28 protein-coding genes are annotated in these 24,566 nt (G+C 59.0%); 19 read left to right on the forward strand and 9 right to left on the reverse strand.

Annotated features, from left to right (window positions below):
- Nucleotides 1–29 precede the first annotated feature (29 nt).
- Complete coding sequence (locus ACQKPC_RS03220; RefSeq protein ID WP_427623085.1) at nucleotides 30–803, forward strand: 1,6-dihydroxycyclohexa-2,4-diene-1-carboxylate dehydrogenase; 774 nt, start codon at nucleotides 30–32, stop codon at nucleotides 801–803.
- A 43-nt stretch (nucleotides 804–846) separates the two neighbouring features.
- Here the strand turns inward: ACQKPC_RS03220 and ACQKPC_RS03225 are convergent, their stop codons facing one another.
- Nucleotides 847–1,209 (reverse strand): NUDIX hydrolase, encoded by a 363-nt coding sequence (locus ACQKPC_RS03225; RefSeq protein WP_427623086.1) that lies wholly within the window; start codon nucleotides 1,207–1,209, stop codon nucleotides 847–849.
- A gap of 221 nt (nucleotides 1,210–1,430) precedes the next feature.
- Here ACQKPC_RS03225 and ACQKPC_RS03230 point away from each other — a divergent pair, with 221 nt between their 5' ends.
- On the forward strand, nucleotides 1,431–1,634 hold the full coding sequence (locus ACQKPC_RS03230) for an SPOR domain-containing protein (RefSeq protein WP_008072154.1): 204 nt from the start codon (nucleotides 1,431–1,433) through the stop codon (nucleotides 1,632–1,634).
- A gap of 53 nt (nucleotides 1,635–1,687) precedes the next feature.
- On the opposite strand, the gene osmE is transcribed toward ACQKPC_RS03230, so the two are convergent.
- A complete protein-coding gene (gene osmE / locus ACQKPC_RS03235) occupies nucleotides 1,688–2,050 on the reverse strand; it encodes an osmotically-inducible lipoprotein OsmE (RefSeq protein WP_427623087.1) in 363 nt (120 codons plus the stop codon).
- Nucleotides 2,051–2,061: 11 nt separating this feature from the next.
- On the reverse strand, nucleotides 2,062–2,301 hold the full coding sequence (locus ACQKPC_RS03240; RefSeq protein WP_007895573.1) for a hypothetical protein: 240 nt from the start codon (nucleotides 2,299–2,301) through the stop codon (nucleotides 2,062–2,064).
- A gap of 91 nt (nucleotides 2,302–2,392) precedes the next feature.
- Between ACQKPC_RS03240 and ACQKPC_RS03245 the strand changes: the two genes are divergently transcribed.
- The 4 genes from ACQKPC_RS03245 (at nucleotide 2,393) to ACQKPC_RS03260 (ending at nucleotide 4,680) form a co-directional block, all read left to right on the forward strand.
- The gene (locus ACQKPC_RS03245; protein ID WP_427623088.1) at nucleotides 2,393–3,619 is read left to right on the forward strand and encodes an RtcB family protein; all 1,227 of its coding nucleotides are present in this window, start codon (nucleotides 2,393–2,395) and stop codon (nucleotides 3,617–3,619) included.
- Between the two features lie 98 nt (nucleotides 3,620–3,717).
- Nucleotides 3,718–3,954: a hypothetical protein gene (locus tag ACQKPC_RS03250; RefSeq protein WP_427623089.1), complete on the forward strand. Its 237-nt coding sequence runs from the start codon at nucleotides 3,718–3,720 to the stop codon at nucleotides 3,952–3,954.
- A 74-nt stretch (nucleotides 3,955–4,028) separates the two neighbouring features.
- Nucleotides 4,029–4,364 (forward strand): hypothetical protein, encoded by a 336-nt coding sequence (locus ACQKPC_RS03255; protein ID WP_008074995.1) that lies wholly within the window; start codon nucleotides 4,029–4,031, stop codon nucleotides 4,362–4,364.
- 85 nt (nucleotides 4,365–4,449) lie between these two features.
- Complete coding sequence (locus ACQKPC_RS03260; protein ID WP_008074996.1) at nucleotides 4,450–4,680, forward strand: hypothetical protein; 231 nt, start codon at nucleotides 4,450–4,452, stop codon at nucleotides 4,678–4,680.
- A 264-nt stretch (nucleotides 4,681–4,944) separates the two neighbouring features.
- On the opposite strand, the gene ACQKPC_RS03265 is transcribed toward ACQKPC_RS03260, so the two are convergent.
- The gene (locus tag ACQKPC_RS03265) at nucleotides 4,945–5,139 is read right to left on the reverse strand and encodes a hypothetical protein (protein ID WP_080370446.1); all 195 of its coding nucleotides are present in this window, start codon (nucleotides 5,137–5,139) and stop codon (nucleotides 4,945–4,947) included.
- Between the two features lie 188 nt (nucleotides 5,140–5,327).
- Between ACQKPC_RS03265 and ACQKPC_RS03270 the strand changes: the two genes are divergently transcribed.
- The 3 genes from ACQKPC_RS03270 to ACQKPC_RS03280 all read left to right on the forward strand — a co-directional run bounded on the left by ACQKPC_RS03270 (nucleotide 5,328) and on the right by ACQKPC_RS03280 (nucleotide 6,427).
- A complete protein-coding gene (locus ACQKPC_RS03270; RefSeq protein ID WP_007895586.1) occupies nucleotides 5,328–5,522 on the forward strand; it encodes a hypothetical protein in 195 nt (64 codons plus the stop codon).
- Between the two features lie 294 nt (nucleotides 5,523–5,816).
- Nucleotides 5,817–5,948, forward strand: a complete 132-nt coding sequence (locus ACQKPC_RS03275) for a hypothetical protein (RefSeq protein ID WP_427623090.1) — start codon at nucleotides 5,817–5,819, stop codon at nucleotides 5,946–5,948.
- A 224-nt stretch (nucleotides 5,949–6,172) separates the two neighbouring features.
- Nucleotides 6,173–6,427: a hypothetical protein gene (locus tag ACQKPC_RS03280; protein WP_427623091.1), complete on the forward strand. Its 255-nt coding sequence runs from the start codon at nucleotides 6,173–6,175 to the stop codon at nucleotides 6,425–6,427.
- A gap of 195 nt (nucleotides 6,428–6,622) precedes the next feature.
- Here the strand turns inward: ACQKPC_RS03280 and ACQKPC_RS03285 are convergent, their stop codons facing one another.
- Entirely contained in the window at nucleotides 6,623–7,039 is a 417-nt protein-coding gene (locus tag ACQKPC_RS03285) for a CBS domain-containing protein (RefSeq protein ID WP_427623092.1), read from the reverse strand.
- A 141-nt stretch (nucleotides 7,040–7,180) separates the two neighbouring features.
- On the reverse strand, nucleotides 7,181–7,858 hold the full coding sequence (locus ACQKPC_RS03290) for an SOS response-associated peptidase family protein (protein WP_427623093.1): 678 nt from the start codon (nucleotides 7,856–7,858) through the stop codon (nucleotides 7,181–7,183).
- 217 nt (nucleotides 7,859–8,075) lie between these two features.
- Between ACQKPC_RS03290 and ACQKPC_RS03295 the strand changes: the two genes are divergently transcribed.
- From ACQKPC_RS03295 to ACQKPC_RS03340, 10 genes are all read left to right on the forward strand, one after another.
- Nucleotides 8,076–8,519, forward strand: coding sequence for a CopD family copper resistance protein (locus ACQKPC_RS03295; RefSeq protein ID WP_427623094.1), 444 nt, complete (start codon nucleotides 8,076–8,078; stop codon nucleotides 8,517–8,519).
- A gap of 117 nt (nucleotides 8,520–8,636) precedes the next feature.
- Entirely contained in the window at nucleotides 8,637–9,983 is a 1,347-nt protein-coding gene (locus ACQKPC_RS03300) for a coproporphyrinogen III oxidase (RefSeq protein ID WP_427623095.1), read from the forward strand.
- A 22-nt stretch (nucleotides 9,984–10,005) separates the two neighbouring features.
- Nucleotides 10,006–11,394 (forward strand): oxygen-independent coproporphyrinogen III oxidase, encoded by a 1,389-nt coding sequence (hemN, locus tag ACQKPC_RS03305; RefSeq protein WP_427623096.1) that lies wholly within the window; start codon nucleotides 10,006–10,008, stop codon nucleotides 11,392–11,394.
- Nucleotides 11,395–11,503: 109 nt separating this feature from the next.
- A complete protein-coding gene (gene nosR / locus ACQKPC_RS03310; RefSeq protein WP_427623097.1) occupies nucleotides 11,504–13,684 on the forward strand; it encodes a transcriptional regulator NosR in 2,181 nt (726 codons plus the stop codon).
- A gap of 53 nt (nucleotides 13,685–13,737) precedes the next feature.
- Nucleotides 13,738–15,660 (forward strand): TAT-dependent nitrous-oxide reductase, encoded by a 1,923-nt coding sequence (nosZ, locus tag ACQKPC_RS03315; protein ID WP_427623215.1) that lies wholly within the window; start codon nucleotides 13,738–13,740, stop codon nucleotides 15,658–15,660.
- A gap of 27 nt (nucleotides 15,661–15,687) precedes the next feature.
- On the forward strand, nucleotides 15,688–16,977 hold the full coding sequence (locus ACQKPC_RS03320) for a nitrous oxide reductase family maturation protein NosD (protein ID WP_427623098.1): 1,290 nt from the start codon (nucleotides 15,688–15,690) through the stop codon (nucleotides 16,975–16,977).
- Entirely contained in the window at nucleotides 16,974–17,897 is a 924-nt protein-coding gene (locus tag ACQKPC_RS03325) for an ABC transporter ATP-binding protein (RefSeq protein ID WP_427623099.1), read from the forward strand. The genes ACQKPC_RS03320 and ACQKPC_RS03325 overlap by 4 nt, the downstream gene beginning before the upstream one ends.
- Nucleotides 17,894–18,724: an ABC transporter permease gene (locus ACQKPC_RS03330; protein ID WP_063340241.1), complete on the forward strand. Its 831-nt coding sequence runs from the start codon at nucleotides 17,894–17,896 to the stop codon at nucleotides 18,722–18,724. Before ACQKPC_RS03325 ends, ACQKPC_RS03330 begins: the two co-directional genes overlap by 4 nt.
- 31 nt (nucleotides 18,725–18,755) lie before the next feature.
- A complete protein-coding gene (locus ACQKPC_RS03335) occupies nucleotides 18,756–19,280 on the forward strand; it encodes a nitrous oxide reductase accessory protein NosL (RefSeq protein WP_427623100.1) in 525 nt (174 codons plus the stop codon).
- Nucleotides 19,281–19,395: 115 nt separating this feature from the next.
- Nucleotides 19,396–20,139, forward strand: coding sequence for an SDR family NAD(P)-dependent oxidoreductase (locus ACQKPC_RS03340; protein WP_427623101.1), 744 nt, complete (start codon nucleotides 19,396–19,398; stop codon nucleotides 20,137–20,139).
- An 824-nt stretch (nucleotides 20,140–20,963) separates the two neighbouring features.
- Here the strand turns inward: ACQKPC_RS03340 and ACQKPC_RS03345 are convergent.
- From ACQKPC_RS03345 to nirJ, 3 genes are all read right to left on the reverse strand, one after another.
- Nucleotides 20,964–22,457 (reverse strand): cytochrome D1 domain-containing protein, encoded by a 1,494-nt coding sequence (locus tag ACQKPC_RS03345; protein WP_427623102.1) that lies wholly within the window; start codon nucleotides 22,455–22,457, stop codon nucleotides 20,964–20,966.
- The gene (gene cobA, locus ACQKPC_RS03350; RefSeq protein WP_427623103.1) at nucleotides 22,454–23,293 is read right to left on the reverse strand and encodes a uroporphyrinogen-III C-methyltransferase; all 840 of its coding nucleotides are present in this window, start codon (nucleotides 23,291–23,293) and stop codon (nucleotides 22,454–22,456) included. Before cobA ends, ACQKPC_RS03345 begins: the two co-directional genes overlap by 4 nt.
- Nucleotides 23,294–23,363: 70 nt before the next feature.
- A complete protein-coding gene (gene nirJ, locus ACQKPC_RS03355) occupies nucleotides 23,364–24,542 on the reverse strand; it encodes a heme d1 biosynthesis radical SAM protein NirJ (RefSeq protein WP_427623104.1) in 1,179 nt (392 codons plus the stop codon).
- Between the last annotated feature and the right edge of the window lie 24 nt (nucleotides 24,543–24,566).

Raw genomic sequence — 24,566 nt, forward strand, 5'->3', positions numbered from 1 at the left:
TGAACGGCATCCTTCGTCACGAGGTACACATGAACAGATTCCACGAAAAAGTCGCGCTGATTACCGGTGCCGCCCAAGGCATCGGCCGGCGTGTGGCTGAACGCATGGCTGCCGAAGGTGCGCGACTGATCTTGGTCGACCGCTCCGATCTGGTGTTCGAACTCCAGAAGGAATTGGGGCAGAGCAGCCAGGTACTAGCCCTGACCGCCGACCTTGAGCAGTACAGCGAATGCAGTCGCGTTATGCGCACCGCTGTCGAACGCTTTGATCGCCTCGATGTGCTGGTCAATAACGTCGGCGGCACAATCTGGGCCAAGCCTTTCGAGCACTATGAAGAGCAGCAGATCGAAGCCGAAGTCCGCCGTTCGTTGTTCCCGACGCTGTGGTGTTGCCATGCCGCACTGCCGTTCATGCTCGAACAAGGCAGCGGCGCCATCGTCAACGTTTCGTCCATTGCGACCCGTAGCGTCAATCGCGTGCCATACGGTGCGGCGAAGGGCGGGGTCAATGCGCTGACCGCATGCCTGGCCTTCGAAACGGCCGGTCGTGGCGTGCGGGTCAACGCGACCGCCCCCGGTGGCACCGAGGCGCCACCGCGACTGATCCCACGCAACACCGCGCAACAGAGCGCTCAGGAAAAGCTCTGGTATCAGCAGATTGTCGACCAGACCCTCGACAGCAGTTTGATGAAGCGCTACGGCACGCTGGATGAGCAGGCGAGCGCTATCCTGTTTCTGGCCAGCGACGAAGCCTCCTACATCACCGGCATGGTCATGCCGGTCGGTGGCGGCGATCTGGGCTGAAAAGCTTTCAGATGGCTTCGGCTAAAGCCTGAATACCTGCGACCTACAAGCGACGCTGAAACGCTTTGACGATTCTGAGCGCGGCGTCGCTTATTTTCAGATTGTGGACGGCCTCCAGCGGATACCAGATGCAGTCGAAGATTTCATTCTGTGGCCGAGCCTCTGCCAGGTTTACGACCGACGCCTCATATACATGGTGCCGGGTGCTGGTCGTTTCCCATTCCATCAAGTACAGCATGTCATCGACCTCAAGCCCTGTTTCCTCGTAGAGCTCTCGCATGGCCGCGCCCGCAGCGGTTTCGCCAGGCTCGACTTTTCCGCCTGGCAAGGTCCAGCGACACTTGGGTTTGCGCACCAGGAGAATGTGCCGATCCTGCTCGCAAATGACGGTTGCACGTACTTTCATGGGTTACCCGACTGCTGCCTGTCACAAAACAGTCATAAAAATGCAATATTCAGACCGACATCCGCAGAAGTGCCTGCTTCAAGGGTTGGAGTCGACAGGGCGGCTGAAAGTGCAATGAAATGCCGGAATCCTGACGCGACGTCTGGCTGGCACTTCAGTGAAGGTCGGGTGTAAGGTAATTGAGTCGATCCAGGACTATCACTGCCGAAATGGAGGTGACTATGAGCGTTCCGATGCTGACCAAAATGCACATGAACGGCTACGACGTACTCAGCGTGAACAACGGCCCCTGGCGGGTGTGCACCAAAGGTGACCGGTTGGGAGCCTTTGGCAGCAGAGAGGAGGCGCTGGCTTATGCAGCTTCGCTTCCCGCCTACAGAGCCCGGTCGAGTAAAGCGTCGCGTAGCCACAAATCAGACAAATAGTGCGCTATAGCAGCTGCCGAGCCTGCCTGCGAGGCAGCTGCTACACGGTGGAATCAGTAGCCGCCGCCACCCATCCCGCCTGTGGAAGGGGAATATTCTCTGGCTTTTTGTTGGGCACGACTCCATTGCGCACAGGTCATGAAACTTTTGTGGTCGACCTTGCCCGTGCCATCGAAGCTGACATTGTACGGTTGCTGATGGCCGGCCTGGATCAGCTTGTAGTCAAAGCAGGTACCAGGTTCCACCGTGCGCTTCGTTATCGATAAAGGCTGGCCGCCAATCTGCTGGACTTGTTCCTTGCTCATGCCAGTCTCGACCTTGGCGACCAGCGGTTGGTCTCGATAAACGTGTGATTCCGTGTTGCAGCCACCTGACGCCGCCAGCACGGCGATCAGCGCGCATAGAGGCTTGTTCATGGCAGCGCTCTCTAGTGAACTTTCGTTCGAGTGATGGATTTTGCTTTCACTTCTTCAGCATAGCCCGCCAGTCGCTCTTCATCGCCCTGGAACAACGCGCACAACCTTAGTGTTGCCTCTGCGTCCACATCATTGCCGGCCTGGCGCAACTGCTCTGCGATGCGCAAAAGCTCTACCGCCGACCACCTCAGGTCCGAGGCTACACCTTGCAGGTCGCGCCGAAGTTGCTGTTCATATTCGTTAAGCCACATGATGACCTCCTGCAATTCCCCGCTACGAAATAGTAGTCCTATTTACCTGTCTGGAGCGTTATGTTCGTCTGATCGCAAGAGAGTCGAAATCATGCAAAAACCTGTCTACCAATTGCTGGAAGTCGCCAACGGCAAGCCGATCAAACTCTGGGCCGAGGGAGTGCCGGTTGAAAGCGAAGCCCGGCAGCAATTGATCAATATCGCGAAGATGCCGTTCATCTTCAAGCATCTGGCAGTGATGCCGGATGTGCATCTGGGCAAAGGGTCCACCATCGGCAGCGTGATCCCCACCGTGGGTGCGATCATTCCGGCAGCCGTGGGGGTGGATATCGGCTGCGGCATGATTGCCGCGCGCACTTCACTGACCGCCGACGACTTGCCAGACAACCTGCATGGCCTGCGTAGTGCCATCGAAAAAGCCGTGCCACATGGCCGCACGTTGAGCCGTGGTCGCCGCGATGAAGGCGCCTGGAACCACGTTCCACACCAGGCCGATCAAGCCTGGGCGGCGCTTAGCTCACGGTTCAAGGCGATCACCGACAAATACCCGAAACTCGCCAGCACCAACAACCGTCAGCACCTGGGCACTCTCGGTACCGGTAATCACTTCATCGAGGTCTGCCTGGATGAGGCCAACCGCGTCTGGTTCATGTTGCACAGCGGTTCTCGCGGCGTTGGCAATGCTATCGGGACTCTGTTCATTCAATTGGCTCAAGCGGACATGCGCCAGCACATCGCCAATCTGCCGGACCGCGATCTGGCCTATTTCAAGGAAGGCAGCCGGCATTTCGATGACTACGTCGAAGCGGTGGGCTGGGCTCAGGACTTCGCTCGGCAGAACCGCGCGTTGATGATGCAGGCGGTGATTCAGGCAGCGCGGCAAGTGATCCGCAAACCCTTCGAGGTCGCGCTGGAGGCTGTGAACTGTCATCACAATTACGTGCAGAAAGAGCGGCACTTCGGCGAAAACGTCCTGGTCACCCGCAAGGGCGCGGTGTCGGCGAAGAAGGGCGAACTGGGGATCATTCCCGGCTCCATGGGCGCCAAAAGCTTCATCGTTCGGGGTCTGGGCAACGAGCAATCGTTCTGTTCCTGCAGCCACGGTGCCGGTCGGACCATGAGCCGCACCAAAGCCAAAAACACCTTCACTGTCGCAGACCAGATCCGCGCGACCGCTCATGTGGAGTGCCGCAAGGATGCGGCGGTCATCGATGAAATTCCGATGGCTTACAAGGACATCGATAAAGTCATGTACGCCCAGCGTGATCTGGTGGAAGTGTTGCACACCTTGCGACAGGTGGTCTGCGTGAAGGGGTAGAGAGGGAACGGCTTCCATTGGTCGGGAACATTAACGCGAATGAACAGCTCTGCTGTCGTATTGAGGTAATGATTTATTCGCTAGGGAGGCCATCTCAAATGACGATTACCGATGATTTCAGACTCCATGCGCATGAACTGATCGTTGACCTGGATACGGCAACCACGGAAATGATGAAACTGATCTCGGCCCATCAGTTGAGCGGCCCGGAATGGGAGCGGGTCACGAAATGGCAGCATGAAGCGTACGAGCGATGGATGACGTACCTGAATGCGAGGTCGTATCCCGATTCCGGCTCGGGGGCCGAGCCGGGGCAGGGCGAAGCCCCTGTATAGAGAGCGTCGGGTGTCGGCTGGATGTCTGCGTAATTGCAGGCTACATTTCCCGTTTTTCAGGATAAGGAAGCGTTATGCGCATGTTGATAGCGGGAATAGCGGTGGCTGTGTTGGCGGGCTGTTCATTACCCGCATCCGTGGTGCCCGGCGAGCCCAATATCAGCAAATACAGCGATAAGGCGCCCAAGGAATATGCCGCGTGTGTATTACCGTTATGGCGTCAGGACATTCCGGGATCGACGCAATCGCCGATTTCCAATGGCTACCGGATCACCGCACCCAGCGTCATTACAGCTGACGAAATTCTGGTTATCGTGAAATCGAAGGATGGCAGCCGGGTATCGCTTTACCAGGGGCCACCATGGGCCAAGTCAGGGGCGCTGCGCCAGGCTGTACGGGATTGTTTGTAACGCCCGCAGCTGCCGTATGTCGGAACTGAGGAACGGTCATTCCTGAATCAACTTCCAAGAGCTGACAGCCCCAGGGAGTTTGGCTATGAATGATGATCGAAAAAAGGCAGCCCTCGATGCCTGGTACCGGCTCTTGAGAGAACCGGAGGCCGGGATGGATTGTGAAGAACACTACGACAAACTGCTGAAGGCGGCGGATGAAATGGAAGGGGCCGGGCTCATAAACAACGCCGAATGGCGTGAGCTGGTGCGCGATGCACGGGGAGCTTTTTCCGCTACAAGCGATGGTGTCGGGAGCGGAACAGTCAGCAGATGACTTGAAAATAGTGTGGATATTTAATGGGTTAGGAGGTTTAGTAACTGGATAGTGACTCAGAATATCTTGTTACAAGTCCCGCGATTGGGTAATATTGCCCCGCGTTCACCACCACGGTTTATGCATTTTTAAAGCCCAGGCGTCCATCAGCTGCCTGGGCTTTTTTTTTGTCTGGAATTTGGAATGGCTTATGAGCGCGCTGCCGGCAGAGAGCCAGCAGCGTCGATGATGAGCATGATGGACAAACGTTATTGATGCCTGTCGTTACCCGGCTGGATCAGCCTTGCGCCGATCGCTGCCGGATGGGTTGCCAGTGTCAAGAAGCCTTCTTTCCACCAGGACATTTTGCAGAGCCTGGCGTGCCGAAGGGCTTAGCTGATGTTCTCTCTCCTTGAGTTCGAGCAAGATGGGGTTGGACCATCCACGATAGGTTTGCTCGGAAGTTCGAGTAGATGTCATCTATCTCTCCTTTGATGAATCGCCCGACAACACAGTGGGCGAAGTCCTGTGCGCTAAAAATCCTAGTTGAGGAAACGACTTGTCGCCAGTAAGTGGATGGCAATGAGGTGCCGGTCATCCTTCGCGACGCGGGTAGTCCACGATTCGGGAGTAAACTTAAAAGGCTACCTCACCAAAAGGAGCCGCATATGATCGCCGACCAAATGAATAGACAGGAGTCGGAGCAAGGCGCTGTTTGGGATCAATACTTCTGTGCCGCGTTGATTGCCGAAAGCAATCTGACGGCACCGGTGGTAGGAGAAGCCACCCACGAAGACAGGCAGAATCTGTTAATCCAAAGGGCCAAAGCACTCGCCGATAAGATGCTGGAAAACAGAAGATAACTTGAGCCCAGCCATTGCGCTGGGCTCTTCGTTTTTTGATGCTTTTATCTTTCTGCGAAGTGAACGCTCCTTGGTCGCGGATCGTCTACAGTTGGTAGTTCATGGATACGGAGATCGAACATGAAGTGCCTAATCTGTCAGGCTGCCTCTAATGCTGTTCACGCGGCTGGAGACTGGTCAGAAGTCAAATGCTCGGCCGGATGTGGACGCTACAAGGTCTCTGCGAACCTTGTGGCGAAAATGAAATTAAAGAACGAGTTCTTTGACATCGAACGCACAAGACGATGGCTTGAGATGTCTCGAATTGATGAGCCGGTGCCGTTGATATCCACCTATGACTACCACGTTGCCTTATTGCATCGCGACACCGAGGAGAGGTCGGTCATCGCGCCGATTCGCTCCAAGGAGCCGCTGACTTCGGATTAGAATCCGTCCCCCGATGCTGACGCAAACTCTGTAGGAGCAGCCTTCGGCAGCTCCTACAGGGGCTCACGCAGGTATTGCTCGATCTATCGACAAAAAAACAAGCAACCTCCATGGATAGCCCCTGTCGATATCAACATGTCCCCGCTATTCGTAATCACACCTACCCAGGTTGTCAGCATTTATGGCGGGCTGAAAGCGGCTAACTGAATGATCAGGAGGTGGCTATGAGCTGTCCGCTTTGTGGAAACACTAATGCGCTGGAAGATCTTTCGTACGGGGGTGGCTTGCGCATTTATTGTGAGCCGTGCGGTGGTTTCTATCGGATTTCAACAACCCTGAACGCCTTGGCCGACGGAAAAACCTATGACACCGAGCGCACTCGAGCCCGACTGAAAAAAAAGCGTGAAACCGACAAATTGGAAGACCAGGAGCCGGCGCTAGGCGCGGAGGACAAGGACCTGCTCGTCGAGCCAAACTGATGTGTCGTGCAATAAACATGCGACCCAGCGAACGACGCACTGGGTGTGGGAAGGTTATCTCGGCGAGACGGTTGCGGTGGATGTGTGCACAAGGACTCGCCTGACCCTGAAGCCGGGTTTCGACCGGGATTCCAGGCCAGGCGAGCGTGCCAGACCCATGCGAGCTTTGATCCTGATGAACGCTTAGCGGCCCGGTTAATGATGAGCCTGTGCCACTCCGCGCAAAACAGTAGCAGCGGCGGATTGAGATCGAGTGCTGGCAATGTTTCCCAGCGACACGACGCCCACCAGACGCTTGTCTCGGCTGAGCACGGGCAGGCGGCGCAGTTGCACGTCCGCCATGTTCTTTGCCACATGCTCTATGTCTTCATCCTCAAAGCAATAGCGAATGCCGCCAGTCATTACTTTACTGATAGGGGTTTTGCCGGGGAGTCCTTCGGCTACGGCCCGAATGGCTATATCCCGGTCCGTGATCATGCCAATCAGACGCTCTTGCTCCTCAACCATAATGGCGCCGCTATCGATCCTGGCCATCATGTTCGCGGCCTCCTGGATCGTCTGGCTCGGTTTGGCTGTTAAAACATCTTTCGTCATAACTTCCGAAATCTTCATGAAAAGACTCCTTTAAAGTGATGCTTCAGTGATTAAGGGCTGCCATTTTTTTCGACTTGGAGGGGACGTGCGGGTTCAGATTGTTTTATCTCCGCTCGTCATGGTGGCGGATTGATTGGGGCGGGTCATGGTGCTCAGGCCCTAGATAGGCTCTATCAGTTCTGAGCCCTGGTTCTTCACATTGCCCACGGCCATGTCCACTTTGAACCATTCGAAGACGTCGCAAGGTTCGCTTTGCTGCAGGAGTATCTGTTCGGCGCGCTCCTTGGGCGTGTATGGATCAATCCATTCCCGGGCCAGTTCGGGACTGAGCGTCACAGGCCGACGGTCGTGAATATCCACCATGCCGCCTTCACTGTCCGCGGTGATGATCACGAAGCCGTCATGCTCGTCCGGCTCCTTTTCGTACCTTGGATACTGACCAATGGCGGCGCACAGGATCGGCGCACGATCCTTGCGACGGATCAGGTAAGGCTGTTTCTTCGGACCGCCCTCGTAAACCCATTCAAACCAGTTATCGATGGCAATGATTGCCCGGTGCGGCCATATCTCCTTGAAGAACGGGTCATGGGCAACTTTCTCAACCCTGGCGTTGATCGGTGTCGCGTGATCCCTGGCCCAATGCGGTCGCCAGCCCCAACGAACCCTGTCGGCGTGCAGCATGCCGCTTTCCTCGTGGAACAGGGCGAGCTGAGTCGACGGCGCGGCGTTGTAGAGCTCGAGCGGCTGATCGCCAGCATTATTGACCAGGGCGTTGGGCATGCTTAGCGCCGCCACGAACTCGTGGATACCTCGATACTGCGAAAGTCGTCCGCACATGGCTGAGCCCTCATGCTGAAGCTTAAGCTTAGACAATAGTTTCAAGGTGAGCTTTGAGGCTGCCTAACCAGTAACGCCTTCAAAAAACAGGGTCATTTGCGACACGCGGCCAGGCCGCATCCGGGATTTGCGGGTTTCTTGATTGATGTCAATCGCCTGATCGGACCTGCTCTGTATTCTGCGGAGAAACCGACAGCTGAATCGAGGGCGAAAAATCATGCTCTATCCGCTGTTTCTGACCTTTCATCTGTTTGCCGCCCTGATCTTTATCGGCACGGTGTTCTTCGAAGTCCTTTTTCTGGAAAGCATCCGCAAACAGTTGCCCGCCAAAGTGATGCTGCTGGTCGAGGAGGGTATTGGCCGCCGAGCCCGCACCCTGATGCCGTGGGTGCTACTGGTATTGTTCGGTGCGGGGCTGGGCATGGTCTGGTTGCGCTACTTGCCCGCCCTTGCAACACCAATGGCCTCATCGTTCAGTACCTTGTTGATGTTGAAAATCGTGGTCGCCGTGAGCGTGCTGCTGCATTTCCTGGGCGCCATGTTTTTGTTCAAAAGCGGCCGAATGAACGCTCGATACCTGCATTTCATCCATGGCAGTGTGTTCTGCCATATGGTCGTTATTGTGCTGCTGGCCAAGGGGATGTTTTACCTGACGTGGTGAGCGGCCTTGCCCCAAGGTCTGCCCTGCAAGCACTTGGCTTGCGCTTGATACAAGTCAAGGAGTATTGATCGCCAATCCCGGACACTGTTGATCCGCAGCCAGTCTCGGAGACCTGTCATGCTCGATTTTTCTCACGCCCCCGGCGAGCTGATCGCTCGGTGCGATCAGGGCGTACTCGACCCCAACTGCCATGCCGACACGCAAAAGTTTCATGACGGCATAGGCTCCCTGGATTTGCTCCGTGCCCTGCGCGTCAGCCGCCAGAAACGACGCCCGATCGCCCTGAACGTGCAGCTGCCTTCCCGGCTCAAGCCATCCTTTTGTTCCCCGCGCGATGCCTCCTGCGAGCATGGCGACATCGAACAGTACCTCCAGCGCCTGCAGCACGAGATCGACCTCGTCGGTTGCCACCTGAGTTCGGAGCAGCGGGTCGAACAATTTCATCTGGGCGGCGGAACACCCACCAGCGCTCATCTCGAGCGGCTGATGAGTCATCTGCGTGGCCGGTTCAACTTTCTCGAACATGAGTGCGGCGACTACAGCGTTGACGTCGACCTTCACCATACCGATTGGACGACCATGGGCGCGCTGCGCAACCAGGGATTCAATCATGTCAGCATTGGCGTTCCGGATATCGACACCGACTGTGACATGTCGGTGGCCTGCTATCAGAATCCGGCCCCCATTCATTCACTGATCGATGCCGCCCGCACCTTTGGTTATCGATCGATCAATGTCGATCTGGGTTTTGGCCATGCCTGGCAAACGCCAGAAAGCTTCGCGCTGAAGCTGGCGGCGATCATTGAGCTGGAGCCGGACAGGTTGATGGTGTTCGACTATGCCCGACCACCACGCCGCTATCGGCCAAGGCTCGGCGACAAGGTCAGGGAACTGTGCAGCCAGGACGATAAAGGCGCGATGCGCCAGATCGCCTTCGAACAGTTGATCGCCGTGGGCTATCACTACATCGGTATGGGGCAGTTTGTGCGGCCCGACGATGATCTGGCGATCGCTCAGGAGCGCGGCCGGTTACGTCGCACGTGTGACGGTTTTACCCGTCACGGCTATTGCGACCATATCGGCTTCGGTTTGGGGGCTATCAGTCAGATCGACGATTTGTACACGCAAAACACCGACGCAATCGAGCGCTATCAGCAGCAACTGGACCGGGGCCAATTGCCGACGTCTCGTGGCTGGCGTTTCGAGGCGGGGGATCAGATACGGCACATGGTCATGGAGCGTCTGGCGTGTGATCAAGAGCTGGATATCCGCGCCATCGAGCGACGCTATGGGCTGATTTTCCATCAGTATTTTTCATCTGTCTGGCCATTGCTGGAGCAATTGAGTCGTGAGGGGTTGATCGAATTGTCGGACCGTTTCATCAGCATTCTTCCCGCCGGCCGGCCGGAAGTGGATGCCATCTGCAACCTGTTTGAAAAGGATTCGGGCAGTGCAAGGCATTAACCCACCTGCGAGTTGATTGATCATGAAACCTGCATTCGATTTCGATCGAGCCTTGGTCGAAAAGTATGACCGCCCCGGGCCGCGCTATACCTCTTACCCTACGGCGCCACAGTTTCATCAGGCGTTTGCTGTCGACGACTATCAGCGTGCCGCCTCCGACAGCAACCTGGCGGCGGTGCCCAAGCCGTTGTCGGTGTATATCCATATTCCGTTCTGCAAGAGCCTTTGCTACTACTGCGCCTGCAACAAAATCATTACCCGGAAAACCCATCGGGCCGTCGAATACCTGACGTACCTCAAACGTGAAATCGTGATGCAGGCGGCCTTGTTCGACAGCACGCGCAAACTCACGCAACTGCACCTGGGCGGTGGCACGCCGACGTATTTGACCAGTGAACAGCTGGCGGATCTGATGGACTGCTTGCACCAGGCGTTCGACATGGACGACAGCGATGACCATGAGTTTTCCATCGAGGTCGATCCGCGCACCATCAACACCGAGCAGATCCAGTCGCTGCGCAAATTGGGGTTCAATCGTCTGAGCTTCGGCGTGCAGGACTTCGATCCCGACGTGCAGGCGGCGGTCAATCGCCAGCAAAGTGAAGAACAGATTTACGCGCTGGTCGCGGCGGCGCGTGAGGCGCAATTCAAGTCGATCAGCGTCGATCTGATTTACGGCCTGCCACTGCAAACCGTGAACAGTTTCGACATCACCCTCAGCAAGATCATCGCTTTGCGCCCGGACCGGATTGCCGCTTACAGCTACGCGCATTTGCCGGAGCTGGTGCGCGCGCAACGGTTGATTCGTCCGGCGGACATGCCGCCACCGGAGCGCAAGCTGGAGTTGCTGGAGTTGACCATCCGCCGCCTGACCGAGGCCGGTTATGTCTATATCGGCATGGACCATTTCGCCTTGCCGGACGATGAACTGGCGCTGGCCCGCACCCATGGCACTCTGCAACGCAATTTTCAGGGCTACTCGACCCATGCCGATTGCGACTTGATCGGCCTGGGAGTGTCTTCGATCGGCAAGGTCGGCGACAGCTACAGCCAGAGCGTCAAGGAGCTTTCGCAGTACTACGCCCGCATCGATCAAGGCTTGTTGCCGGTGCATCGAGGTTACCGCTTGAGCGCCGATGACTTGCTGCGCCGCGAAGTGATCAGCGACCTGATGTGCCACGGCAGGATCGATTTCGCCAAGTTCGAAGCGGGTCATGGTATTTGCTTCACCGAGTATTTTGCCGATGCGCTGGCGCAACTGGACGAGCAGGTGCGTGACGGACTATTGCAGATTCACAGCGACCAATTGGTGCTGTTGCCGCAAGGGCATTTGATGATGCGCAGTGCCGCGATGGCATTTGACGCCTATCTGGGAGGGGAGCAAAAAGGCCGGTTTTCCCGCACCGTTTGAGGCGTCGGGACGCTTGGCTCGAGGAATTTTATCGAGTTGATTTCAATCAAGGGCGAGGCACCCAACGCTCCCTAACATGGCCGCAAGCCCCTTTGAAATCAGCGTGCTCATGACAAGCCATCAGCCTTCGACACCTGGCAATCCGCGCATCTGGAGCGTCGGGCTGGCGGTGATGGTCTTGCTGATGATCGCCGCGTTCGCGACGGTGCAGGCCAAGTCATACGGCGACATCGAGCAGCAGCGCATCGAGAAGGTTTTCCCGCAAACCGATTCTGTGTCCGCAGCCGAAGGCACGTTCAAGGTGCGCACGCTGTCCGCGGCCGGCAAGGTCATCGGGTACGTGTTCCAGAGCCTGGATGTGGTGGACATTCCGGCCTACTCGGGCAAACCCATCAACACCCAGGTGATCCTCGACACCGTCGGGGTGATTCAGGACGCCTATGTGCTGGAGCACCACGAACCGATTCTGCTGATCGGCATCCCCGAAGAAAAACTCCACGGTTTCAGCGCCCGATACAAAGGGATCAAGGTCAGCCAGCGGGTAGTCGTCGGGCATTCCAGCGACCCGAGCGCGGTCACCGTGGATGCCATCGCCGGCGCAACCGTCACCGCCATGGTGGTCAATGAGGTCATCATGCGTGCCGCCCATGAAGTGGCCGTATCGTTGAAGCTGATCGAGGACAGGGGCGGGGTGGTGAACAAGCCCGCCACCGTGCGCCAGGATTTTTACGAGCCCGCCACCTGGGAGCAACTGACCGGTAACGGCGCCATTCGCCGGTTGAACCTGACCCGTGGGCAGGTCGATGCCGCCTTCAAGGGCACCGACGCCGAAGGCGTCGACAACGCCGGCCCGGATCAAGTCGATGACACTTTTATCGAGCTGTACACCGCCGACTTGAATCCACCGACCATTGGCCGTGCGCTGCTGGGCGACAATCAATATCGCTTCCTCATGCAGGAACTTAAACCCGGCGAACAGGCCATCGTGGTGCTGGGGCGTGGGCTGTTTTCCTATAAAGGCTCGGGTTATGTGCGCGGCGGGATTTTCGATCGGGTGCAATTGCGCCAGTTCGGCAACGTCATCAGCTTTCGCGACATGGACCATCAGCGGCTCTCCGACGTATTTGCCAAGGGCATGCCCGAGTTCACTGAAATGTCGGTGTTCATTGTGCGCAAACCGGCCGGTTTCGATCCGGGATCGCCTTGGTCCCTGGAGCTCCTGGTGCGGCGTCAGACGGGACCGGTCAGCGGCACCTTCAGCAGCTTCGAACTGCCTTATCAACTGCCCGAACCCTACCTTGAGCGACCTGCGCCCAGTGCCGAAGAACGGGCGGCCATCGAGGAAGCCAGCCGGCCGATGTGGTTGAACATCTGGTACCAGAAACACTTCCAGATCGCCGTCCTCGCAAGCGCGTTGTTGCTGCTGACGGCCATCCTGTTCCTGCAAGACAAATTCACCCGCCGGCCACGCTTTCTGCACTGGCTGCGTCGTGGTTACTTGCTCTTTACCGTGGTCTTTCTGGGTTGGTATGCCCTGGGGCAGCTGTCGGTGGTCAATGTCCTGACCTTCGCCCATGCGCTGTTCGATCACTTTCGCTGGGAGCTGTTTCTCACCGATCCGCTGATCTTCATGCTCTGGGTCTTCACCGCCGCGAGCATTCTGCTGTGGGGCCGTGGCGTGTTCTGCGGCTGGCTGTGCCCGTTCGGCGCCTTGCAAGAGCTGATCAACGAAGCCGCGCGCAAGCTGAAAATCCCCCAGTACGAATTGCCCTTCGCAGTGCATGAACGCTTATGGGCGATCAAATACATCATTTTGCTGCTGCTGTTCGGCATCTCCCTGGAGTCGATGTCCACCGCCGAACTGTTCGCCGAGGTGGAACCGTTCAAGACCGCCATCACCCTCAGGTTCGACCGCCAGTGGTGGTTCGTGCTCTACGCGGTGGCGCTGCTGGTCATCAACCTCTTCACGCGCAAAGTCTATTGCCGCTACATCTGCCCGTTGGGTGCGGCGCTGGCGATTCCGAGCAAATTTCGCCTGTTCGACTGGCTCAAACGCCGCAAGGAGTGCGGCACGCCCTGCCAACTGTGCGCCAAGGAATGCGAAATCCAGGCGATTCATCCTGATGGCCGGATCAACGCCAACGAGTGCCACTACTGCCTCGATTGCCAGATGACGTACCAGAACGACAACAAATGCCCGCCGCTGATCAACAAGCGCAGGAAGCGCGACAAAGCGGCACCCGCTCCTGTGCAACTGATACCTGTCGTGGAAGTGACCGCTCTGGAATGAACCCCACGAGCGCCTGTCCGCAGTGACCGTTTTTATCCCTTCAAGGAAAACACCTGATGAACGACACAGAGTCCAAGAAAACCACTGAAGTGCCGGAACCGACCGGCCTCAGCCGTCGCGGCTTCCTGGGCACCAGCGCGGTGACCGGTGCGGTACTGGCCGGTGCCACGGCCATTGGTGGCGCGGTGTTCACCCGTGAGACCTGGGCAGCAGCGGCCAAGGACGCGCAACTGAAAACCCACGTCGGGCCGGGCGAACTGGATCAGTACTACGGTTTCTGGAGCGGTGGCCATCAAGGTGAAGTGCGGATCATGGGCATTCCGTCAATGCGCGAGTTGTTGCGTGTTCCGGTGTTCAACGTCGATTCCGCCACCGGTTGGGGCCTGACCAACGAAAGCAAACGGATCATGGGCGACAGCGCGCATTTCCAGAATGGCGACTGCCACCACCCGCATTTGTCGATGACCGACGGCAAGTACGACGGCAAATACCTGTTCATCAACGACAAGGCCAACAGCCGCGTCGCGCGTATCCGCCTGGACATCATGAAGTGCGACAAGATGCTCACCGTGCCCAATGTTCAGGCTGTTCACGGGTTGCGCCTGCAGAAAGTGCCGCACACCAAGTACGTGTTCGCCAATGCCGAATTCGTGATTCCGCACCCCAATGACGGCAGCACCTTCGACCTGCAAGACAAGAACAGCTACACCCTGTTCAACGCCATCGATGCCGAGAAAATGGAGATGGCGTTCCAGGTCATCGTCGACGGCAACCTGGACAACACCGACGCCGACTACACCGGTAAATATGCGGCGTCGACCTGCTACAACTCGGAGAAAGCCTACGACCTGGGCGGCATGATGCGCAATGAGCGCGACTGGGTGGTGGTGTTCAACATCCCGCGCATCGAAGCGGCGATCAAGGCCGGCAAGTTCATCACCCTCGACGGCTCGAAAGTGCCGGTGGTCGACGGTCGTAAAACCGAAGGCAAGGACAGCGCGTTCACCCGTTACATCCCGACGCCGAAGAACCCCCACGGCCTCAATACCTCGCCCGATGGCAAGTACTTCATTGCCAACGGCAAGCTTTCGCCGACTTGCACCATCATTGCCATCGCCAAGCTTGACGATCTGTTCGACGACAAATTCAAGGACCCGCGAGACGTGGTGGTCGGTGAGCCCGAGCTCGGTCTGGGCCCGCTGCACACCACTTTCGACGGCCGCGGCAATGCCTACACCACGCTGTTTATCGACAGTCAGGTGGTGAAGTGGAACGTGGAAGAAGCCATTCGCGCCTACACCGGCGAGAAGGTCAACTACATCAAGCAGAAACTCGATGTGCAGTATCAGCCGGGCCACAACCACGCCTCGCTGACCGAAACCAGTGAGGCCGACGGCCAATGGCTGATGGTGCTCAGCAAGTTTTCCAAGGACCGCTTCCTGCCGACCGGCCCGTTGCACCCGGAAAACGATCAGTTGATCGATATCTCCGGCGAGGAAATGAAACTGGTGCACGACGGCCCGGCCTTTGCCGAACCCCACGACTGCGTCATGGCCCGCCGCGACCAGATCAAGACCAAGAAGATCTGGGACCGCAACGACCCGTTTTTTGCCGAAACCGTGGTCATCGCCGCGAAGGACGGGATCAAGCTGGAGACCGACAACAAGGTCATCCGTGACGGTAACAAAGTCCGCGTCTACATGACCTCGATGGCCCCGGCCTACGGCCTGCCGGAGTTCACCGTCAAACAGGGCAACGAGGTCACGGTGACCATCACCAACATCGACCAGATTGAAGACGTGACCCACGGCTTCGTGATGACCAACCATGGCGTCAGCATGGAGATCAGCCCGCAGCAGACTTCATCGATCACCTTCATCGCCGACAAGGCTGGCCTGCATTGGTACTACTGCAGCTGGTTCTGCCATGCGCTGCACATGGAAATGGTCGGTCGCATGAAGGTCGAGAAGGCCTGACCGTTGCCCATCGACAGGAGCGAAGCAATGACTGATAGCAAGGGAAACCCGGTGAAGGTCATTGCGCTTGCGCTCCTGCTGATGTCCGGCAGTGCGCTGGCGGTGCAACCCGTCACCACGTTGCCGTTGACGGTGGACGCCGATCAACGCTGGCACCTGCCGGCCGGGGAATACCGTGGCTCGTTCAGCGTCGATCAACCGATGCAGATTGTCTGCGAGCCGGGCGCGGTATTTCAGGGCGAGGGGCAGGGCAACGGCTTGATCATCAGTGCGCCGGATGTCGGCATTGAGGGCTGCACGTTTTTGGACTGGGGGCACGACCTCACCGTCATGAATGCAGCGGTATTTATCCAGCCCAAGGCCCATGGTGCGGTGATAAAAGGCAATCGCCTACAGGGTAAGGGTTTCGGTATCTGGGTCGATGGCACTCAGGATGTGAGCCTGATCGACAACCGCATTCAGGGGGATCCGGCGCTGCGCTCCCAGGATCGCGGCAACGGCATTCATCTGTATGCCGTGCATGGCGCCCGGGTCATCGGCAACCAGGTGCGCGACACCCGCGATGGCATCTACATCGACACCTCCAACGGCAACCTGCTGCAGGGCAATACCCTGGAAGACCTGCGTTACGGCGTGCATTACATGTTCGCCAACGACAACCGGCTGATCGGCAATACCACCCGCCGCACCCGCACCGGCTACGCCCTGATGCAAAGCCGCAAGCTCACGGTGATTGGCAACCGCTCCGAACAGGATCAGAACTACGGCATCCTGATGAACTACATCACCTATTCAACCTTGCGCGATAACTTCGTCACGGACGTGCGCGACGGCTCGACCGGCGACAGCATGATCAGCGGCGCCGAGGGCAAGGCGTTGTTCATCTACAACTCGCTGTTCAACAGCATCGAACACAACCACTTCGAGCACAGCGCCGTGGGCATTCACCTCACCGCCGGTTCCGAAGACAACCGCATCGCCGACAACGCCTTTGTCGGCAACCAACGGCAGGTCAAATACGTCGCCACCCGCTTGCAGGAATGGTCGGCGGATGGTCGGGGCAATTACTGGAGCGATTACCTGGGCTGGGATCGCAACAACGATGGCCTGGGCGATATCGCCTATGAACCCAACGACAACGTCGACCGCCTGCTGTGGCTATACCCGCAAGTGCGGCTGTTGATGAACAGCCCCGGGATTGAATTGCTGCGCTGGGTGCAACGGGCCTTTCCGGTGATGAAATCGCCGGGTGTCCTGGACAGCCATCCGCTGATGAATCCCACCACCCAACCCCTGACCCAGGAGCCCACCGCATGAACGTCATCGACATGGAAGGCGTCAGCCAGCGCTATGGGTACACCACCGTGTTGCATCAATTGAACCTGAGCCTGGGCGAAGGCGAAGTGCTGGGCTTGTTCGGGCACAACGGCGCGGGCAAGACCACCAGCATGAAACTGGTGCTCGGTCTGCTTCAGGCCAGTGAAGGGCAGGTCAGGGTGTTCGGCCGCACGCCCAGTGATCCGCAGGTTCGGCGTTTACTGGGCTATTTGCCGGAGAACGTGACCTTCTATCCGCAGATGAGCGGCCTGGAGACCTTGCGGCATTTCGCCCGACTCAAAGGCGCAGCGCCCGCGCAGGTGGACGTGCTGCTGGAGGAGGTCGGCCTGGCGGGCGCGGCGCATCGACGGGTCAAGACCTATTCCAAAGGCATGCGCCAGCGCCTGGGACTGGCGCAAGCCTTGCTCGGCGAGCCGCGTTTATTGCTGCTCGACGAACCGACCGTCGGCCTCGATCCGATCGCCACTCAAGACCTCTATCGGTTACTCGACCGGCTGCGCAGCCAGGGCACCAGCATCATTCTCTGTTCCCACGTATTGCCGGGGGTCGAGGCGCATATCAACCGTGCCGCGATTCTGACCCAGGGGCGCCTGCTGGCCCTCGGCAGTCTGCGCAGTTTGCGCGAGGAAGCCGGGTTGCCGACGCTGATTCGCGCCAACGGGCTCAAGCACGCCGGGCCGTTGCAGCGATCCTGGAACAACGCCGGGCATGTCACTCAGCGCTGGGGCGTGGAGGGCCTTGAAGTGGCAGCGCTCAATGGCAACAAATTGGACCTGTTGCGCCAATTACTCAATGAACACGAGCCGGCCGACGTGGAAATCGACCCACCGTCCCTGGAGGACATCTACCGCTATTACATGGGCCGGGCCGGTGCGACCCCCAGTGGAGAGACCGTATGAACCCGATCTGGAACATGGCCCGCAAGGAATTCAATGACGGTTTGCGCAACCGCTGGTTGTTGGCGATCAGCCTGTTGTTCGCCGTGTTGGCGACCGGCATCGCCTGGTTGGGGGCGGCGGCTTCCGGGCAATTGGGCTTCACTTCAGTGCCCGCCACCATCGCCAGCCTGGCCAGCCTGGCGACGTTCCTGATGCCGCTGATTGCCTTGCTGCTGGCCTATGACGCCATTGTCGGCGAAGACGAAAGCGGCACGTTGCTGCTGTTGCTGACCTATCCGCTGGGGCGCGGGCATATTCTGCTTGGCAAGTTCGTCGGCCACGGATTGATCCTGGCGCTGGCGACCCTCATCGGTTTCGGCTGCGCGATGCTCGCGATTGCGGTGCTGGTGGAGGACGTCGAACTGAACCTGCTGCTCTGGGCGTTTGGACGATTCATGCTGTCGTCGACGTTACTGGGTTGGGGCTTTCTAGGGCTGGCCTATGTGCTGAGCAGTGTGTCTGCCGAGAAATCCACGGCCGCCGGGTTGGCGCTGGGGGTGTGGTTCTTCTTCGTGCTGGTGTTCGACCTGGCGTTGTTGGCACTGCTGGTGCTCAGCGAAGGGCAGTTCAACCCGAAAGTATTGCCCTGGTTACTGCTACTCAACCCCGCCGATGTCTATCGCCTGATCAATCTCTCCGGTTTCGAGCCCGGCGCCGGCAGTGCTGGTGTACTGACCCTGGGCAGCGATTTGCCTGTACCGGGCTCGATGCTCTGGTTGTGCCTGTTGCTGTGGGTGGCGGTGCCTTTGGGCTTGGCCTGGTTGCTGTTCCGTCGACGGGCGACATGAATTCACACCCTGGTTTTTGGAGCATCTGACGATGAGTAATCTTTGTTCGACGACGATACGCGCCGTGGCGGGCCTGATGGTTTGTCTGCTGCTGGCGGCCTGTGACAAACCCGTGCAAGCCACCTACAGCGACGCCGCCGCTGCCTTCCATCCCAGTGATGAATGCCATGTTTGCGGCATGATCATCGACGGCTTCCCCGGGCCCAAGGGCGAAGTGGTCGAGCGCAGTGGCATCAAGAAATTCTGCTCCACGGCGGAGATGATCGGTTGGTGGCTGCAACCGGAAAATCATCATGGCGAGGCTCGGTTGTATGTCCACGACATGGGCCGCAGCCCGTGGAATGCACCCAATGATTCCCATCTGATCGATGCCAAGGATGCGTTTTACGTGGTCGGCACCCAACTCAAGGGGGCAATGGGTGTGGTGTTGGCGTCCTTCTCCAGTCAGCAGGCTGCGGAAAAACTGGCCGCCGACCAGGGCGGTCGTGTGCTGCGGTTCAGCGAGATCGATCAGGCGGTGCTTCAGCAGCCAGCGATGTCGCACTCGACTCATTGATTGGCGAGCCATCGAGAAAAGTGATCGCCGTCAAGTCAGTATTTCTGCGTCTGTTCAAAGATAGGGGCTCACAACGTCCCCAGTGCTTGGCATTAACGATGCCCAGGAGAACATGATGCAAACCGAGTTTCAGGATCGTCTGGCGGTGATCACCGGTGCCAGCTCCGGGATTGGCCTGGCGTTGTGCGCCGCGCTGTTGCCGCGTGGGGTCAAGGTGCTGGCGATGTCACGCACTGCCGGTGATTTGCCAGCCTTGCAGCAGATCTACGGTGAACGGCTGCAATGGTGTGCCGGGGACGTCACGTGCGAGGAAGACTTGCAAGGGTTGGCCCGGAGGGCTGCGGCGCTGGGGCGGGTGGATTATCTGGTGCCCAACGCGGGCATTGCCGAAATGGCCGACAGCCTGGACATGCCGGCCTTCCAGCGCCAATGGGCGGTCAACGGTGCCGGGGCGTTGAACACCCTGGCGGCGTTGCGCGGTGAGTTGGCGAGCCCGGCTTCGGTGGTGTTTGTCGGTAGTTTCCTGATCGGTTCGAGCTTTCCCGGTCTGGCTGCCTGCATCGCCAGCAAGGCCGCGCTGGTGGCTCAGGCACGCACATTGGCGGTGGAGTTTGCGCGGTATGACGTGCGCATCAATCTGGTCTCGCCAGGGCCGACCGCGACCTCGATGTGGGACAACCTGGGGTTGAGCGACGGTGAGCTCGATGACGTCGCTGATACCTTGGGCAAACGTCTGCTGCCCGGTCATTTCCTCGATGCGTCGGCGGTGGCCAATGTGATTATTTTTCAACTGTCCCAAGGCGCCCGGGGTGTCTATGGGCAGGATTGGAAGGTTGATAACGGTTATACGTTGGGGTGATGGGTGAGCTCGGCGTACATATCCGTTTCTGCGATAACGGCTGCTTAGGGTTCCGCCCTTACGGCGGGTCACTTTGGAAAAGCGCCAAAGTAACCAAAACGCTTTCGCCCCTGACGTACGGCCCTTCGCCTAGGCTCAGGGTACCCTCGCTCCGGTCCTGCTCCGTGGGCCCGCCGCCATCGGCCATCCATGGCCGGGGGCGGCTACCGCGGCATCCTTGCCGCGGTGCCCACTGCGCAGAACCTGCGCTCGGCCTTCCGACGGGGCAGATCAAGATCAAAAGCCAAAGCCAAAGCCAAAGCAACAGGAGTCGTTCCCACACTGATCGTTCCCACGCTCTGCGTGGGAATGCCGCCGGGGACGCTCCGCGTTCCGCTCGCGACGCAAGACTTGAGTCCTGCGCACTGGTGACGCGGAGCGTCACGGGATGCATTCCCACGCGGAGCGTGGGAACGATCAGGTGTACGCGCAGGTGTTGAGGACGCAGGCCGGCCGGTAGGCCGCCTCGCGGTGCTTTTGCGGTACTCGCCCCCTCGAGAGGACGAGTGGAGGTTCTGCGTAGTGGGCAACCCGGCATGGATGCCGGGTTAGCCGCCCCCGGCCATGGATGGCCGATGGCGGCGGGCCCACCGAACGACAGGGGCAAAAGCGCTTGGTTACTTGGCGCTTTTCCAAGTAACCCGCTGTAAGAGCGGAACCAATAGCAGCCGTTACCGCAGAAACGGATATACACCCAAACCCAAACCCAAACCCAAACCCAAACCCAAACCCAAACCCAAACCCAAACCCAAGCCCAAGCCCAAGCCCAAGCCCAAGCCCAAGCCCTAATGCGAAGTCCCCTCCACAAACTCAATCTTGTTCCCCACGTTGTACTTACCCGACGGCTTGTTCATCGGCAGTCGCTTGATCTCTTCAAGGGTATTACTGTCATACACAATCAGCGCGCCATCGCTGGCCCAGACGCTCAGCAACAAGTAGCGGCCATCGCGAGTGAACTCAACGTGGGCAGCCGTCTTGCCGGGCATCGGGCGCAAGGTGTGGGCGATTTCCAGAGTCTGTTTGTCAATCAGGTGGATCGCATCGTTGTCCGGCCCGAAGAACACGTCGGTCCAGGCATACCGCGAGTTGACATGACTGCGCATGAAGAAACCCGGCCCCAGGGTCGGAATTTCCTTGATCAGTTTCCAGGTTTTGAAGTCGATGACCGAGATCAGCCCCTTGCTGATGTTCGGCGTGGCGAACACCCACTCACCGTTGCGTTTCCAGTAGGTCCCCGACCCAAGATGCGGCATGCCCGGCAGCGGTATGTCGGTGACCACCTTGCCACTGTCGAGGTCGATCACCTGACCGCCCTTGGCCTTGCGCGACGTGGCCAGCAGTTGCTTGTAGTCCGGTGAAAAGGAAAAGTCGTCCAGCACATCCTCGGCCTGGATGCGTCGTGGTACGAAGTCCGGTGTACCGGCGCTCGACAACTCCCAGACTTCCTTCACATCCTTGAGCGCCACGATGAAACTGTCCCGTGGCGGGGCGGTGTAGACCGCGCTGACCCGTGACGCGGTGCCGTCCTGGCCGATTGCGGGGATGGTTTTGACCAGCGACAGATCGCGGGCATCGAGCACCACCAGATTGCCCGGCAGATAATTGCCCACCAGCACCCAGCGGCCATCCTTGCTCACCGCCAGGTTGCGGGTGTTGAGCCCGGCGCGGACCTCGGCGATCAGCTTCAGGTTGTGCAGGTCGTACAGGCTGACCCAGCCATCCCGTGAGGCGACGTAGACGAAGCGTCCATCCGGCGAGAACTTCGGCCCGCCATGCACCGCAAAGTGCGAAGCAAACCGTGCCAGCACTTCGAAGCGATCGCCGTCGAGGATGTTGATGTGGTGGTCGCCGGCTTCCACTACCACAAACAGGTTCAGCGGATCGGCGCCATGCTGGGGCGTGTCGGGCAGTTTACTGATGTCGGCGAGGATGGAATGACTGCCGCTAATGTCGTCGTTATTCCAGGTGGGCGGGGTGGCGGGTGGTTGCTGAAGGTAATCCACCAGCGCGTCGATCTGTGCCGGGCTGAACACATTGGCATACCCGGTCATCTGACTCGCGGGGCGACCATTCTGGATGACACTGCGGATTTCATCGGGTTTGATCCGGCTCAGACTCTCCGGCAGCAAGGCCGGCCCCGTACCGCCTAAACGGTTGGCGCCATGGCAGCGCTGGCAATGTTGTTGGTAGAGGTCGGCGGCCGCGTCGGAGGATGGAAGCGCTGCACCGGCATGGGCTGCACCGATCCATAACAATGGGGCAAGCAGCATGCGCCTCATATCGCCACCTTGCCGTGGCGTTGCAACACGGGAACGGAGTAAAAGCGCGCCGGGTATTCCTGCTGTTGGGCAGCGAACAGATCGACCACTTTGCCGATCACCGTCAGCGTCGGAATGCCCGGTGGGCAATCCAGCGCCAGGGTCGGCAACTGGTGCAGCATGCCTCGGGCGACGTGCTGGTCGGGACGCGTGCCATTGCTGATCAGCGCCGCCGGTGTCTCGGCGGCCATTCCGGCCTCGATCAGGCGCTGGGCAATAATCCCGAGGTTCGATAACCCCATGTAAAACACCAGGGTCTGGCTGCTGTCGGCGAGGCTGCTCCAGGGCAATTGCAACTCACCATCGCGCTGCAAATGCCCGGTAATGAAGCGGCAGGAGTTGACCAGATCCCGGTGGGTCAGCGGAATGCCGGCATAAGCGCTGCACCCGGAAGCGGCGGTGATGCCCGGGACCACCTGGCAGTCAATGTTGCGTTGCAGCAGATACTCCAGCTCCTCGGCGCCACGGCCGAATATGAACGGGTCGCCTCCCTTGAGCCGGACCACGCGCTGCCCCGAATCGGCGAGGTCGGCGAGCAGTTCGTTGATCTGTTCCTGGGGCAGGCTATGGCAGCCGCTGGCCTTGCCGACGTAATGCCGGGCGCAAGTGAGGGGGATCAACGTCAGCAGCTCGGGGCTGATCAGGCGGTCGTAAACCACGGCGTCGGCCTGCATCAACAGGCTCCAGGCACGCAGGGTCAGCAAGCGTGGATCACCGGGGCCGGCGCCGACCAGGGCCACTTCGCCCGGTCTGAACGGGGACGCAAGTGCGGCCGGTAAAACAATCGATGGGTGCATGGGACGTCCTTGGTTCTTCATCAGGTTGGCCGGCCCCATCCTTTGCCAGATGGCTCGCCAGGCGGGTGCTTCAGTGCATGACGCAAGGGATGGTGATTAATGGCGGCATACCGATTTCTTCATCACTGAGGTGACAACCGGGGTCCTGGCCCCAGAGGTCGCCTTCGGCCCAGGCACGGGTGCGGGTATTGCCGTTGCAGATGTTCAACCAGCGGCATTGGCCACAACGGCCACCGACGGCGCGAGGATGCGCGCGCAGCTGCTGCAACAAGGCGTCCGGCCGGTCCAGCCAGAGCGTGCGGAACGGCGTGTGCCGGACGTTGCCCACCGAGTGCTGCCACCAGTAGGTGTCGGGATGCACTTCGCCGGTGTTGTCGATGTTGGCGATGCCGCTGCCCGACGCGTTGCCGCCCCAGGCCCGGAGCATGTGTTCCAGGCGCGGGTAATGTTCGGGCAGATGCAGGCCCACCCATTGCAGCAAGAGAATCGCGTCGGCGTCGTTGTTGCCGCTGACAAAATCGCTGTCGCGACCCTGCTCGATGTCTTCCCAGGCCTGTTCGAAGATCAGTGTCATCGCTTCGCGGCTCATCTGCTGCCGGGCGTCGAGCTTGCGGCTGCGTTTGCCGCGACCGCTGTAGTTGAGGTGCGACAGATAAAACTTCTGCACGTCGTACTCGCGCATCAGCGCCAGTAATTGGGGCAATTGTTGATGGTTCTCTTGGGTCAGGGTGGTGCGCAGGCCGACGCGAATACCCTGCTCACGACAGAGACGGATCGCCCGCATGGAACTGGCGAAGCTGCCCTTGAGTTGGCGGAACGCATCATGGGTGGCTTCCAGGCCATCAATGCTGATCCCGACATAGTCGAAATTCGCCGCGCGGATCTGCGCGATGTTCTGCTCATTGATCAGCGTGCCGTTGGTGGACAACGCCACAAAGAAACCCTTGGTGCGGGCGTAGGCGCTGAGCACAAACAGATCGTCGCGCAACAGCGGTTCGCCGCCGGAAAGAATCAGCACCTTCACCCCGGCGTCGTGCAGGTCGTCGATCACGGTCAGTGCGGCGGGCGTATCCAGTTCGTCGCGAAAGACGCTGTCGGCAGAAGTGGCGTAGCAGTGTTTGCAGGTCAGGTTGCAGCGCCTGAGCAGGTTCCAGATCACCACCGGCGGCCGGTTGCTGCCCGGTGGGCTGGTTCTGGGGGCAGGCGCCTGGCCGGTCAGGGCACGCAGGTATTGGCTGATCCTCAACATGCAAATCTCCTTGAACAAGCACGT

Source organism: Pseudomonas sp. NPDC089918 (assembly GCF_050280605.1).
In the GTDB taxonomy this organism is placed as follows: domain Bacteria; phylum Pseudomonadota; class Gammaproteobacteria; order Pseudomonadales; family Pseudomonadaceae; genus Aquipseudomonas.

Bases quoted from the DNA above. Each gene is read 5' to 3' on its own strand.
- ACQKPC_RS03340 (WP_427623101.1), top strand. From the start codon at position 19,396: ATGCAAACCGAGTTTCAGGATCGTCTGGCGGTGATCACCGGTGCCAGC.
- ACQKPC_RS03290 (WP_427623093.1), bottom strand. From the start codon at position 7,858: ATGTGCGGACGACTTTCGCAGTATCGAGGTATCCACGAGTTCGTGGCG.
- ACQKPC_RS03225 (WP_427623086.1), bottom strand. From the start codon at position 1,209: ATGAAAGTACGTGCAACCGTCATTTGCGAGCAGGATCGGCACATTCTC.
- ACQKPC_RS03240 (WP_007895573.1), bottom strand. From the start codon at position 2,301: ATGTGGCTTAACGAATATGAACAGCAACTTCGGCGCGACCTGCAAGGT.
- ACQKPC_RS03230 (WP_008072154.1), top strand. From the start codon at position 1,431: ATGAGCGTTCCGATGCTGACCAAAATGCACATGAACGGCTACGACGTA.
- ACQKPC_RS03280 (WP_427623091.1), top strand. From the start codon at position 6,173: ATGAGCTGTCCGCTTTGTGGAAACACTAATGCGCTGGAAGATCTTTCG.
- ACQKPC_RS03325 (WP_427623099.1), top strand. From the start codon at position 16,974: ATGAACGTCATCGACATGGAAGGCGTCAGCCAGCGCTATGGGTACACC.
- ACQKPC_RS03330 (WP_063340241.1), top strand. From the start codon at position 17,894: ATGAACCCGATCTGGAACATGGCCCGCAAGGAATTCAATGACGGTTTG.
- nosR (WP_427623097.1), top strand. From the start codon at position 11,504: ATGACAAGCCATCAGCCTTCGACACCTGGCAATCCGCGCATCTGGAGC.
- ACQKPC_RS03320 (WP_427623098.1), top strand. From the start codon at position 15,688: ATGACTGATAGCAAGGGAAACCCGGTGAAGGTCATTGCGCTTGCGCTC.
- ACQKPC_RS03265 (WP_080370446.1), bottom strand. From the start codon at position 5,139: ATGACATCTACTCGAACTTCCGAGCAAACCTATCGTGGATGGTCCAAC.
- ACQKPC_RS03335 (WP_427623100.1), top strand. From the start codon at position 18,756: ATGAGTAATCTTTGTTCGACGACGATACGCGCCGTGGCGGGCCTGATG.
- nirJ (WP_427623104.1), bottom strand. From the start codon at position 24,542: ATGTTGAGGATCAGCCAATACCTGCGTGCCCTGACCGGCCAGGCGCCT.
- ACQKPC_RS03345 (WP_427623102.1), bottom strand. From the start codon at position 22,457: ATGAGGCGCATGCTGCTTGCCCCATTGTTATGGATCGGTGCAGCCCAT.
- ACQKPC_RS03260 (WP_008074996.1), top strand. From the start codon at position 4,450: ATGAATGATGATCGAAAAAAGGCAGCCCTCGATGCCTGGTACCGGCTC.
- hemN (WP_427623096.1), top strand. From the start codon at position 10,006: ATGAAACCTGCATTCGATTTCGATCGAGCCTTGGTCGAAAAGTATGAC.
- ACQKPC_RS03275 (WP_427623090.1), top strand. From the start codon at position 5,817: ATGTCTCGAATTGATGAGCCGGTGCCGTTGATATCCACCTATGACTAC.
- ACQKPC_RS03255 (WP_008074995.1), top strand. From the start codon at position 4,029: ATGCGCATGTTGATAGCGGGAATAGCGGTGGCTGTGTTGGCGGGCTGT.
- ACQKPC_RS03300 (WP_427623095.1), top strand. From the start codon at position 8,637: ATGCTCGATTTTTCTCACGCCCCCGGCGAGCTGATCGCTCGGTGCGAT.
- ACQKPC_RS03245 (WP_427623088.1), top strand. From the start codon at position 2,393: ATGCAAAAACCTGTCTACCAATTGCTGGAAGTCGCCAACGGCAAGCCG.
- ACQKPC_RS03270 (WP_007895586.1), top strand. From the start codon at position 5,328: ATGATCGCCGACCAAATGAATAGACAGGAGTCGGAGCAAGGCGCTGTT.
- ACQKPC_RS03250 (WP_427623089.1), top strand. From the start codon at position 3,718: ATGACGATTACCGATGATTTCAGACTCCATGCGCATGAACTGATCGTT.
- ACQKPC_RS03295 (WP_427623094.1), top strand. From the start codon at position 8,076: ATGCTCTATCCGCTGTTTCTGACCTTTCATCTGTTTGCCGCCCTGATC.
- ACQKPC_RS03220 (WP_427623085.1), top strand. From the start codon at position 30: ATGAACAGATTCCACGAAAAAGTCGCGCTGATTACCGGTGCCGCCCAA.
- cobA (WP_427623103.1), bottom strand. From the start codon at position 23,293: ATGCACCCATCGATTGTTTTACCGGCCGCACTTGCGTCCCCGTTCAGA.
- osmE (WP_427623087.1), bottom strand. From the start codon at position 2,050: ATGAACAAGCCTCTATGCGCGCTGATCGCCGTGCTGGCGGCGTCAGGT.
- ACQKPC_RS03285 (WP_427623092.1), bottom strand. From the start codon at position 7,039: ATGAAGATTTCGGAAGTTATGACGAAAGATGTTTTAACAGCCAAACCG.